Here is a 12,147-nt window from a genome sequence, read left to right as displayed (position 1 = left end):
TTATTCCGGAGCACCCTTGCCACGATGATGGAGGGCGAGGAATCCTGACCATCGGACCGCAGTACCCGCCCCATGACCACAAGTCGACATCCACCGATATCTACGCAGCGCGCTTTGACCATTACCCCTTGTAACGCCATGATGGTGTTCGTAGCTTCGCCGAAGCCAGAACAGCACGGCGCCAGCCGTGCACCGGGAGTATCGCCATGACCAGCATGACCGCCCTCGAGACGTTTGTGGCCGAAGGGATCAGCACCGGCAACGTCCGGACCTGGCTGCTCGACAACATCATCCCGCTCGTGCTGCTCGCGGTCGCTCTGCTCCTGCTGTGGCTCGGCGGCGGCAAGGGCGACAACGCGGGCGTCATGCGGCGGCTCGCCGGCGTGGTCATCGCGCTCGCGATCATCGGACTCGCGGTCAGCGGCGCGGGCGTGAACGTGGGCCAGTGGATCGCCGGCCTGTTCACCGGCTGAGGCGGAGCAGGCGTGCGGATCAGGACCGATGACGAGGTGTACCGGGTCGATGCCGTCTGGCTCGGCCCGCCGAAGGCGACTTTTCCCTGGCGAGCCCGCTACGTCGCGTGGCTCGTCGGCATTCCGGTCTTCCTGGTCGTGCTCACCGTGGAGCGGTGGGTCGGCTGGAGTTTCGGGTTCTTCTCCACGGCGTGGGCGTTCGTGGCCACGATCGTGATCACCAGGCTGATCACCGCCAAGATCAGCCACGAGCGCCCGCTGGGCGCGGTGATCGCGATGATGGGCCAGGAATTGCGCACGCCGAGGGAGCGGACCTCGGGCACCGGCGGCGCGGTGAGCGCCAGCCGGGTCCGGGTGCGGGCGCAGCGCCCGCTGCCGAAGCACAAGAGAAGGCGGCAGTACCAGCACCGCGACCCGCGTCGCGGAGCCGGTGCGAGTGCCGGGAAACAGGGAGCACCACGAGCGCGCCGGAGCCGCCCCGCGGCTCGGGCCGGGAGGTAGTCGTTGTTCGGTCGCGGCGGAAGCCGAGGGAAGCGGGAGCAAGACGTCCCTGCCGGTGCGTGGACCACGCCCGCGGGAGGCCGTCCTCCGTCCGGCGGCAAGAAATCCGGCGGCAAGGGCCGCAGGCTGCCCGGTGAGCAGGCGATACCGGCGTACACGCCGTCGATCGCCGCGCGCAGCATCGACGGGCACCTGCTGCGCACCGGATACGAGGTGTACGCCTGGTACCGGCTCGCGCCGCAGCGCTGGTCGTTCCGTTCCGATTCGCAGCGCCGCGACCTGATCGCGGCCATCGCCGGCCAGTACGCCGAACTGCAGGGCCGCTGGCTGCACCTGCGCGTCACCAACCGGCCGTACCCGATCCGGATGTGGGCCGAGGCGCACGTGCACAACGCGGTCGGGCGGCCGAACGACGTGCCCGGCGCGCTGTCGTTCGACGACTACCTGATCGGCGAGCAGCAGCAGCTGATGGGCCGCTCGATGGCGGAGAAAGAGGTCTATCTCGGCGTTCAAGTGCAGACCCGGCGCATGGTGGACCGCGCGGTCGAACGCGCCGCGCCGGTGCTGCGCCGGATCCTGCCCGAGGCGGTCGACGCCGAACTGGCCGCGCTCGACTCCGAGATCGAGCACCTCGACCAGGTCATCGGCAGCGCCGGGCTGGAAGGCCGTCCGGTGCACGCCGAGGAGATGTCCTGGCTGATGCACCGCTCGTGCTCGCTGGGCCTGCCCGCGCCGCGCAACATGCCCGCCGTGCCAGGAGCGGCATGGGAGCCCGAGGACCTCGCCAGCTTCACCGACGCGGCGGATTTCCACGCCGACCCGTACGCGCCCACGGTCACCGTGCGCGGCCGCACCGGGTCCAACGCTGGGGTGTCGCGGCATCTCGCGGTGCTCACCGTCGGCCAGATGCACGGCCTGCAGATCCCCGAGGTCGACGACCCGTGGATCCAGCACGCGGACCGGCTGCCGGCGGCCGTCGAGGTGTCCGCGCGAATTTACGTGCGGCGGCCGGAAGAGGTGTCCGGCGAACTGCAGCGGCAGATGAACAAGGTCCGCTCGCAGGTCAAGCACTACACCGACGAGCACGAGCTGGAACCGCCGCAGTCGCTGGCCCGGCAGGCCGGCCGGGTGCTGGAGATCGACGACGAGATGACGTCGGGCTTCACCGCGCTGGCCACCCGCGTGCGGTCGTGGTGGCGCCTGGCGGTGTCCGGCCCGACCGAACGCGACGCGCTGCGGCTGGCCCAGCAGCTGCTGGATCTGTACAAGCCGAAGATCGCCATCGAGCATCCGGAAGCGCAGTACGCGATGGCCCGGGAATTCATCCCGGGCGAGCCGCTGGCGTCGGGCGCGTACATGCGCCGCGGTTCGGTGGTGTGGACCGCGTCCGCGGTGCCCACCGCGACCGCCGAGGTCGGCGACCGGCGCGGCATCCTGCTCGGCGAAACGGTCACCGCGACGAGGCGTCCGGTGGCCTGGGACCCGTGGATGGCACAGGAAATCCGCGACGGATCCGGCCTCACCGCGATGGTCGCCGGGCTGGGCGGCGGCAAGTCGTTCCTCGGCGGCGGCATCGTCTACAAGACGCTGCGGGCCGGGGCGCACTGGACGATCCTCGACCCGTCCGGCCCGCTGTCGAGGCTGTGCGAGCTGCCCGAACTCCGGCCGTACGCGCGGCCGATCAACCTGCTCAACGCCCAGCCGGGCATCCTCAACCCGTACCGGGTGGTCGCCGATCCGCTGATCGAGCACTTCATGGACGAGGAGGACCCGGAACGCTCGTGGCGGCGCGAAAAGGCGCTGGCCGGAGCGACCCGGCGGCGGCTCGTGCTCGACGTGCTCACCGGCGTGCTGCCGTACGAGGTGTCGCGGATGGCGCAGACCCGGATCGTGCTGCTGCGTGCCGTGCGCGCGGTCGGCGGCCGGTTCGACGCCGACCCGGGCCAGGTCATCGACGCGCTGCGGCGGGATTCGAGCGAGCACCACGAGCACGCGGTCGTGGTCGCGGACTTCCTCGACGAGATGCGCGAGCGGATGGCGCTGCTGATCCCGGAGACCGACGCGGACCCGTACTCCGAGACCCGCGACGACCGGATGACCGTGCTGACCATGGCGGGGCTGACCCTGCCGAAGGACGGCGTGCCGCGCGAGTACTGGACCGACGCCGAATCGCTCGGCGTGGAAATGCTGAACCTCGCGGCGTGGCTGACCCAGCGGTCGGTGTACGAGAAGCCGAAGGAACTGCGCAAGGGCGTCTGGATCGACGAGGCGTTCTTCCTGTCCGAGGTGCCGACCGGGCGCGTGCTGATGAACCGGTTCGCGCGCGACTCGCGGAAGTGGAACGTCCGGGTGCTGCTGTCGTCGCAGATCCCGGCGGACTTCCTGAAGATCCAGGGTTTCGTGGCGCTGCTGGACTCGGTGTTCGTCGGCAGGCTCGACGACGACGACGCGCAGGCCGACGCGCTGCGGTTGCTGAAGGTGCCGGTCGGGGTGGGCTACGAGCAGGTCGTCGCCGCGCTCGGCCGCCGCCCCGGAGCGCAGCGCGGGCTGGAACGCGACATGGAACCCCGGCAGTTCATCTTCGGCGACGGAGCAGGCGGCGTGGAACGGATCCGCGTCGACTTCTCCGGCCCGCATCTCGACGCGTTGCGCGCGGCGATGGACACCACTCCGGGCTCGCCCGACGCGCGCGGCAAATCCGGCAAGGAACTCGTGGCGCCCCACGAGGACGAGGCCAAGCCGTACGTCCCCGCCCCACCGGAGGACGACGAGCTGGAACACGACTTCGAACTCCAAGCGGAACTCGAGGTCGGGCTCGCCGACGAGCAGCTGCTGGGCTCGCCGGACCCGCTCGCGTCCGAGACCGGCGAGGTGGAGGGTGCAGTGCGCGACGGACGGCAGGAGGACCGGCACGCCCGGGCCGGCGGCAAGAGCGGCGGCACCGGAAGGGATGCCGCATGAACCCCGGTGATCCGGGCCGGCTCGCACCGGCCGTGAGGAGGCCTGCGTGAACACCGTCTTCACGCTGGCGTCCGTCCTCGCGTTCGCCGCCGGCTGGCACGCGCTGCGCAAACGGGTCAAGGAAGGCCCGAAACCGGTTGGCCGCCGCCCGAGCAGGCGCGCGTCGCTGCTGGCCGTGGTGGCGGTGATCGGGCTGCAGACTGTGCTGTTCGCCCCCGCGGCGAACGCGGCGGCGTGCGGGGAATCGCCGAACCCGGAAAGGCCGGGGGCGGGGATGGTCGGCGCGCTCGACCCGCCGGAGGGACACGGCGAGCCGCAAAGCGCCTACATCGACTACAGCTACGCGGGCATGGTCTGGAACACCTACCAGACCAACTGCACCGCGCTGTCCGCCATCGCGTCCCCTAGCTCGACCATCGACACCTGGGCCGGGAACCAGCTGTTCAACGTCGGCAAGAACATCGTCGGCGCCACGAACTCGCTGCACTACACCGTTCTCGAGGGCGGGCTGCTGAACCCGATCTACAACGCGGTCAAGTCGGGCGCGGAGAAGGTGTACAACAACATCTACGCCCAGCTGTTCGGCCTGGTCGCGCTGATCTTGTCGATCATGTTGTTCCGCAACATCTGGCGCGGCGACCTCGCCGGGGTCAGCAAGCGGGCCCTTTACGCGATGGCCGGGGTCTGGCTGGCGGCGTCCTCGCTGGCGATGCTGCGGTATTTCGATCCGATCGACAAAGCGATCGTCCAGACCACCACCAACATCCAGGCGGGCTTCGTCGATTCGTCGCAGGACCGGATCGTGCGCGACATCCTGCCCACGGACCTGCACAACCAGGTCGTCTACGACAACTGGCTGCGCGGGGAGTTCGGCTCGCCCACCGCTCCGCAAGCCCAGCAATACGGCAGGCCGCTGCTGGACGCGCAGGCGTTCACCCGGGACCAGCTGGTGAACGGCGACGACGGCAAGCAGAACGTCGTCGACGCCAAAAAGGCCGCCTTCAAGGACATCTCCACCAAGCTCGGCCCCGCCACCGGCTACTTCACCGGCGAGGCCGGCGGCCGTACCGGAGCCGGGTTCCTCGCCCTCGGACAGAGCCTCGTCTACTCGCTCTTCCAGTTGCTGGCCAAGGCTTCCGTGCTGCTCGCGCAGGTGCTGATCCGCCTGTTCGCGCTCACCGCGCCGCTGATCGGGCTGGTCGCGCTGCTGAACCCGGAGATCCTGCGCCGCGTGCTCAAGGTCGCCGGCGGCATCGCGTTCAACCTGGTCGTGCTGTCGGTGCTGGCCGGCGTGCACGCGCTGCTGCTGCAGGCGATCTTCGCCGCGGGCGACGGGCTCAACCTGCTCACCAAGATGGTCCTCGCCGGGCTGATCACGGTGCTGCTGTTCCTCGTCGGACGCCCGGTGCGGCGGCTGTGGCAGATGGTCGAGATGTCGGTCAGCATGGTCGGCGGCGCGGTGCCGACGCCGGGCGGCGGGCTGTTCTCCCGGTTCCGCCGGAAGAACGAGCCGACGCCGCAGGACCAGTTCTGGCAGAACGTCCGCGACACCGACGACGTCGTGGACGGCGACCAGCGCGGCCCGATCGGCGCGACCGTCGGCGGCGGCCGGTACCGGCCCGAGGCGGCGGTTTTCGCCAGCTCGCAGCGGCTCGACAACGGCTCCCGGGCAGCCCGGCCCGCCGCGGCCTGGTCCGGTGCTCCGTGGCCGGGCGCGGTCGGTCCCGCGCAGTCCGCCGCGGGTGCGCTGCCCGCGGGCGGCCGGGGCGGCGCGCCGGTGTTCGGCCAGTACCACCCGGTGGCCGGTGCGCCCGGCGACTACGTGATGGCCGGCGCGCGCTGGCCGGTCAAGGAAAGCCGTCAGGTCGACACGTCCCCGGTCGCCGACCGGCGGTGGAGCGACGAGCCGGAACCGGTGGTCGTCCCGTCGCGGATGGCCGCGCCGGACCGCGGTTACTCGGCCCCGGCCCCGGACCAGCCCGGGTTCACCGTGCCGACGCAGGGCATCCGGGCCCAGCCGCGCCGGGTGGACCCCGAGGTCGTGGCCGGGAAACCGGTGTTCGTGCTGTACCGCCCGTCGCGCGGCATCGAGGTCCGCGACACCGACCAGGTCATGGGGCGGTAGCCGATGCCGATCCGCACCAACCGCGGCCGGACCGCGGTCTACCGCCGCCTGTGGGGTTTCCCGCTCCGCTCGCCCCGGCACCTCGTGGGCACGCTGGTGTTCCTCGCCGTGGTGATCACCGCGCTGGGCGTCGGCCTGCCCAAGGTGCTGGGCAAACCGGCGTCCGCGCATCCCGGCGCGGCTCCGCCGAACTCGTCGGCCGGCCCGCGCACCGGCGTCGCCGCCCCGGTGCCCAGCACGGAAACCCTGCCGACCCGGCTGACCCAGCCGCTGGTCACCCCGACCTCGGCGGCTCCGAACCCGGAGGCGCTGAACGTCGCGAAACAGTGGGCGACCGCCTGGGTGCGGCATCCGGCGGGCATCTCGAACGCCGACTGGCTCAACGGGATGCGCGCGCTCACCACCGACGAGTACCTGCCCGTCATGTCCACTGTGGACCCGGCGAACATCCCGGCGACCAAGGTCACCGGGGAGCCGACGGTCGCGCAGTCCTACTCCAGTTCGGTCAAGGTCGTGGTCCCCACCGACGGTCCGAGGCTCAGCATCACCGTGGTCAAAACGGCCGCGGGGTGGCGAGTGTCGGACTATGACCAGGCGAGCTGACCGTGAAGCTGGCCATTCTCGTCTCGGTGGTGATCGCCGCCGTTTTCGCCACGGTGCTCACCACCAACGTCGTGCAGAAGGCGGTGACCGACCAGCAGCAGGCGGCCGCCGGCGGGATCGCGCTGACCTCGTGCGACGCCGCGATCGGCCCCACCCAGCCCGGGCAGCCGGAGCAGGGCGGGGCGGACGCCGCGGAACTCGACCAGGAGTCGCGCGGCACGGTGTCGCTGATCATCGCGATCGGCAAGCAGCGCAACCTCTCGCCGCGCGCGTGGCAGGTCGCGATCCAGGCCGGGATGACCGAATCGCGGCTGCACAACCTGAACTACGGCGACCGCGATTCGCTCGGCATCTTCCAGATGCGCCCGTCGATGAACTGGGGCAGCGCGGCCCAGGTCACCGACCCGAACTACGCGATCAACAAATTCTTCGACGTCCTGCTCGGCGTCCCGGACTGGGAGAACCTGCGTCCCGGCGACGCCGCGCAGCGAGTCGAGCGATCCGGTTTCCCGGACCGCTACCACCGGTGGGAGGCCATGGCGGCCACGCTGGTGCAGAACCTGGGCCAGGTCGCCGACGTGGTCGGCTGCGGGCAGGGCATGGGAGCCGCACTGCCGCCGAGCCAGGCCGCGGCGCAGGCAATCAAGTTCGCGCTCGGCGAGCAGGGCAAGCCCTATGTCTGGGGCGCCACCGGGCCGAATTCCTACGACTGTTCCGGCCTGATGCTGCGCGCCTACGAGTCGGCCGGGGTGATCCTGCCGCGCGTCTCGAAGGACCAGTACAAGGCGGGCGCGATGCTGCCGGTGCGCGACGCACAGCCCGGCGACCTGATTTTCCTCGCCACCGACCCGGCCGACCCGACGACCATCCACCACGTCGCGATGTACCTGGGAGACGGCAAGATCGTCGAGGCCCAGCAGACCGGCGTGCCGGTGCACGTGCGCCCGTTCTCGTTCGACGAGCACGAAGTCGTGCCGCAGGCGGTGCGCCCCGGCGTCTAGCATGGGTGCGGGAGGCACCGGCTCTTGACCCGCGGATGCCCAGTGCCGCGGGTCCGGATTCACCCCGAAGTCGCGGCCTGTCCACGAGCACGTGGCCGCGCGCTGGCAGAGGATGGCACACGTGGCACGGAAATTCGGCAAGCGAGGCAAGACCGGCCAGAGCGAGCCCCAGGACCCGGCGGCGCTGTTCGGCGCACCGCAGCCGCCGCGCCAGTCCGCGCACCCCGCGTCCAGCACCCCGCTGGCGGACCTGCTGAACCAGGGAATGCCCGGCGTGGACAGCGGGTACGTCGTCCTGCCGCGTTCCCTGGCGGAAGGCATGTCGCTTCCGTGGCAGCAGCAGATGGCGGCGCTGCTGGCCCAGTTCCACGGCGAGCACGCCCGGCTGTCGTGGCCGGTGTACCGGGTGGTCCCGTCGCGCTACGAGCGTTTGGTCGATCTCGACGAGGAACAGCTCGCGGAGGCGGGCTACCTGGTGGAGATGGACGCCGAGGGGGAGATGGTCTACCGGGAACGGAGCGGCCGCAAGGTCCAGGACCCGGACCGGACCACGGTGCTGGTGTCCTGCCTGGACCCGATCCCGCGCCCGGCCGCGGCGGGCCCGGTGCCGCCCGGGGAGGCGCCGCCGATGGGCCCGCTGGCCGCGGCGGTGCCGATGAACATCGGACCGGCCCCGGTGTGGCGATCGGTGCCGCATGGTTCGGAGGGTCCGGCTGCTTCGGCTGGCCCGGCTGCTTCGGCTGGTTCCGCTGCTCCTGCTCACGATCCGGTGGCAAACCCGCCGGAACAGCCCCCGGCAGCCGCGCCGTCTCCTCCGCAAGAGCCGGTTCCGCCGACCGGTCCAGAAACGACCTCGATCCCCGACGAACCCGCCCAGCCCGGCCCGGCTGCCGCGGACCAGGCCGAGCCTGCCGCTCCGCCCGCACCGGAAGGTGCAGCACCGCCTGCCGTTTCCGACACCGGCGGGACGCCCCCGGTGCCTGCTCAGTCGGGTGCGCCAGCGCCGGGTGATCCGCAGTTGCGCGCGAGGCAGGCTTGGCAGCCGAAGCCGTACGTGCATGAGCCGCGTCAGCCCGCACGTGCGGGAGAAGCGTTGCCGCCGCAGGGAAATCCAGTCGGCGGGGTCCCGGCGCACGGTCGGCAGGAGGCAGCCCCCGCGCCCGGGTGGCAGGGACAGAACCCGGCGGTCCAGCAAAGCCAAGCTCCTCAGCCCGGGGCGCAGCAGTACGGCCCGGGCTCGGCTTCCGCACAGCACTCTCCACCGTCGGCGACCCCGCCGCCCGCCGCTGCTCCGCAACAACCCCCGGCGCAGCCAGCAACCCCGCCGACGAATCAGCCCGCTTCCGGTGCGGCGCAACCACTCCCGAGTCTTCCGGCGCAGCACCAGCCGCCGACAGCTCCTGCCGCGGAATCGGCGAGCCCACCTGCAGCCGGTGCGGCGCAGCCGGTTGCGAATCCTCCGGCGCAGTACCAGTCGCCGACAGCTTCTCCCGCGCCCAGCACGGAACCGGCACAGCCTGCTCCGGCCGCGGCGCAACCGGCCCCGCCTGCTCCCGGTGTGGAGCCGGTGAATCCGTCTGTGCCTGGTGCGGCACAGCCGGTTCCGCCTGCTTCCGGCGTGGAACCGGCAAACCGGCCTGGTCCGGCTGCGGCGCAACCGGTCCCGCCTGCTCCCGGCACGGAACCGGCACAGCCTGGTCCGGCTGCGGCGCAACCGGCCCCGTCTGCTCCCGGTGTGGAGCCGGTGAATCCGTCTGCGCCTGGTGTGGCACAGCCGGTTCCGCCTGCTCCTGGCGTGGAACCGGCAAACCGGCCTGGTCCGGCTGCGGCGCAACCGGCCCCGTCTGCTCCCGGTGTGGAGCCGGTGAATCCGTCTGCGCCTGGTGTGGCACAGCCGGTTCCGCCTGCTCCTGGCGTGGAACCGGCAAACCGGCCTGGTCCGGCTGCGGCGCAACCGGCCCCGTCTGCTCCCGGTGCGGAGCCGGTGAATCCGTCTGCGCCTGGTGTGGCACAGCCGGTTCCGCCTGCTCCTGGCGTGGAACCGGCAAACCGGCCTGGTCCGGCTGCGGCGCAACCGGCCCCGTCTGCTCCCGGTGTGGAGTCGGTCAATCCGTCTGCGCCTGGTGGCGCGCAGCCGGTCCCGCCTGCGGTGCAGTCTCAAGTCGCGCCTGCGCCCGGCGCGAACCCGCCCGAACCTGGTGTTGCGCAATCGGTTCCGCCTGCTGCGCAGTCCCACGTCCCGCCTGCTTCCGGTGCGGAGTCGGCGAATCCGCCCGCGCCTGGTGTCGCGCAGCCCGCCCAGCCTGCGGCGCAGCATCCAGTCCCGCCCGCCTCCAGCGCTCAGCCGAATCCTCCCGCGGCAGGTGCACCGTTCCAGCTGCCGCAGCCCAGCGGGCGTCGGCGGTCCAGCGAGACCGGCCCGGACGGGCGGGCGTTGCCGGTTTTCCCGGGGCAGGAGGCCGGGCCGTCTGGGCCGCCGCCGGCGCGGGCGTACCGGGACGAGTTGCCGGTCTTTCCGGGCAAGGAGTCCGCCGTCCCGCCGGTACCGGATCACGGTGCCCCAGCGGACGACGCGGCCACCCCGCCCCGCGGCATTCCGGTCCGGGACGCTCGCGGGTGGTTCGACGAGCACCCCGACCACGAGGACGACGGTCCCGCCGACTTCGGGCCCACCGGGCAGCCCACGGAGGTCCCGTTCCGCTGGCGCAAGTGAGCGGGCAGGTGTCAGGCTGAACCCATGTCTGACGACCCGAACCCGGACCAGGGCTGGTACTACAACACCCGCACCCACGAAGTCGAGCACCTGGAACGCAGCCGAGGAGTCGACCTCCTCGGCCCCTACCCGGACGAGGCCACGGCCCGCCGAGCGCTCGACATCGCCCGCGAGCGCACCCGCCAAGCCGACGCCGCCGACCGCTCCTGGGACGGCGACTGACCCGCTGGACCTGCCAATCCTGGTGGGGCGGGAGGCGGGGCAGCACGCCTGCCGTCCGCGTGGGGCGGTGGCTGGCTGTCGGCAGCGGGAAGCCTTGCCCGCGCGGTTTTGGTGGACAGGGCAGCACGACACTGCCGCCCGCGCATGGGCGGCAGCTGGCTGCCCGCAACCCGCCCGCGCGGCTCCGGCGATCTGGGAAGCGGGACGTGGCGTCGCCGACCGTGCGGGGCGGTGACCGGCTGCCGGGAGCGGGAAGCCCTGCCCTCGCGACTCCGGCGGACTAGGAAACAGGGCCAGCGTGACGCAGTCGGCGGGCCGGGGTGGTGACTGGCCGCCCGCCGCGTGTCTCCGGCGGGGTTAGCAGTGCGGAACCGCTGACGGGCCGGGGCGGTGACTGGCCGCCCGCCGCATGCCTCCGGCGGCCCAGCAGCACAAAAACCGCCGACAGGCGTGGCGCAGCAACTGACCGCCCCCAGCGTGACCCAGGCGGCCCAGCAGCACGAAACCGCCGACCGGACAGCACAGTCCGGTCGGCGGTGGGAACCTCAGCGAATCACCCGGCCACCAAAGCCGGGTCCAGCACGAACTCCGGATCCACCTGCTGCTCCAGATCCGCCCCCACTCGCCCGTTCCCCCAGGCTCGCGCGTTGCGCAGGTGGAACTCCACCCCCTGCCGCTGGTACCGCGCCCAATCCCGCGGCGTCGCGTCCACCAGGTCCTGCATCGCGGCCAGCGTCGCCAGGTTGCGCGGCTCCAGCTCGCCGATCGGCCGGGTCTTGCCGCGTTCGGCGGCTCGGACGTGGCTGGACGTCGTCATCCAGCCCAGCAGCGCCGAGCCCAGTTGCTCGGTCAGGAAGTCGACATCGTCGCCGTCGGTGACCTTGTTCCCGACCGCTACCAGGTGAACCCCGAAGTCCCGCGCGTGATCCGCGTACTGGCGGTAAACGCCCACGCTGCGCAGGGTCGGCTCGCACACCAGGAACGTCACGTCGAAGCGCGTGAACAGGCCCGAGGCGAACGCGTCCGCGCCGGCGGTCATGTCCATCACCACGTACTCGTCCGTGCCGTCCACCAGGTGGTTCAGCAGCAGCTCCGCCGCGCCGACCTTCGAGTGGTAGCAGGCCACGCCCAGGTCGTCCTCGTCGAATTGGCCGGTCACGCCCAGCCGGACGCCGCCTAGCGGGCGGAAGCAGGCGTCGAAGATCGGGTTGTCTTCGAAGGGGCGCACCAGACGCGAGCCGCGGCCGGGCGGGGTCGTTTTGATCATCGCGTCGGCGGACGGGATTCGCGGGTTGTCGCCGCGCAGGTATTCCTTGATCAGCGGCATGTGGTCGCCGAGGGTCGGCCACGCCAGTGCCTGCTCCTCGGTCGCGCCGAGGGCCACCGCAAGGTGCTGGTTGATGTCCGCGTCGATGGCGAGCACCGGTTTGCCCGCTGCGGCCAAGTAAGAGACGAACAGCGACGAGAGCGTGGTTTTCCCGCTGCCGCCCTTGCCGACGAACGCGATCTTCACCGATCCGGCCCCTTCTGAAAATGAAGACGATTGTC

The 12,147-nt window shown here is 71.6% G+C and carries 8 protein-coding genes; 7 read left to right on the top strand and 1 reads right to left on the bottom strand.

All coding sequences use genetic code 11. The annotated features are described in order from the left end of the window. Positions 1–206 precede the first annotated feature (206 nt). From F9C11_RS01180 to F9C11_RS01150, 7 genes are all read left to right on the top strand, one after another. A complete protein-coding gene (locus F9C11_RS01180) occupies positions 207–473 on the top strand; it encodes a hypothetical protein (RefSeq protein ID WP_009073098.1) in 267 nt (88 codons plus the stop codon). 12 nt (positions 474–485) lie between these two features. Next, the gene (locus tag F9C11_RS01175; RefSeq protein ID WP_409183106.1) at positions 486–974 is read left to right on the top strand and encodes a hypothetical protein; all 489 of its coding nucleotides are present in this window, start codon (positions 486–488) and stop codon (positions 972–974) included. 3 nt (positions 975–977) lie between these two features. Then, entirely contained in the window at positions 978–3,935 is a 2,958-nt protein-coding gene (locus tag F9C11_RS01170; RefSeq protein ID WP_409183105.1) for an ATP-binding protein, read from the top strand. A 46-nt stretch (positions 3,936–3,981) separates the two neighbouring features. Continuing rightward, complete coding sequence (locus tag F9C11_RS01165) at positions 3,982–6,060, top strand: magnesium transporter (protein ID WP_409183104.1); 2,079 nt, start codon at positions 3,982–3,984, stop codon at positions 6,058–6,060. Between the two features lie 3 nt (positions 6,061–6,063). Continuing rightward, positions 6,064–6,663 (top strand): hypothetical protein, encoded by a 600-nt coding sequence (locus tag F9C11_RS01160; RefSeq protein ID WP_409183103.1) that lies wholly within the window; start codon positions 6,064–6,066, stop codon positions 6,661–6,663. 2 nt (positions 6,664–6,665) lie between these two features. Continuing rightward, on the top strand, positions 6,666–7,664 hold the full coding sequence (locus tag F9C11_RS01155) for a C40 family peptidase (protein WP_409183102.1): 999 nt from the start codon (positions 6,666–6,668) through the stop codon (positions 7,662–7,664). Between the two features lie 2,737 nt (positions 7,665–10,401). Continuing rightward, on the top strand, positions 10,402–10,599 hold the full coding sequence (locus tag F9C11_RS01150) for a hypothetical protein (protein ID WP_037815747.1): 198 nt from the start codon (positions 10,402–10,404) through the stop codon (positions 10,597–10,599). A gap of 553 nt (positions 10,600–11,152) precedes the next feature. On the opposite strand, the gene F9C11_RS01145 is transcribed toward F9C11_RS01150, so the two are convergent. Continuing rightward, positions 11,153–12,112, bottom strand: coding sequence for an AAA family ATPase (locus tag F9C11_RS01145; protein ID WP_409183101.1), 960 nt, complete (start codon positions 12,110–12,112; stop codon positions 11,153–11,155). Positions 12,113–12,147: the final 35 nt, after the last annotated feature.

Origin of the sequence: Amycolatopsis sp. VS8301801F10, assembly GCF_046195355.1 — a bacterium.
Taxonomy (GTDB): Bacteria; Actinomycetota; Actinomycetes; order Mycobacteriales; family Pseudonocardiaceae; genus Amycolatopsis.
This window is presented reverse-complemented; position numbering and strand designations above follow the sequence as displayed.

What these genes read in the sequence shown, in the direction of transcription:
- F9C11_RS01180 (WP_009073098.1), top strand. Translation starts at nt 207, where the DNA reads ATGACCAGCATGACCGCCCTCGAGACGTTTGTGGCCGAAGGGATCAGC.
- F9C11_RS01160 (WP_409183103.1), top strand. Translation starts at nt 6,064, where the DNA reads ATGCCGATCCGCACCAACCGCGGCCGGACCGCGGTCTACCGCCGCCTG.
- F9C11_RS01150 (WP_037815747.1), top strand. Translation starts at nt 10,402, where the DNA reads ATGTCTGACGACCCGAACCCGGACCAGGGCTGGTACTACAACACCCGC.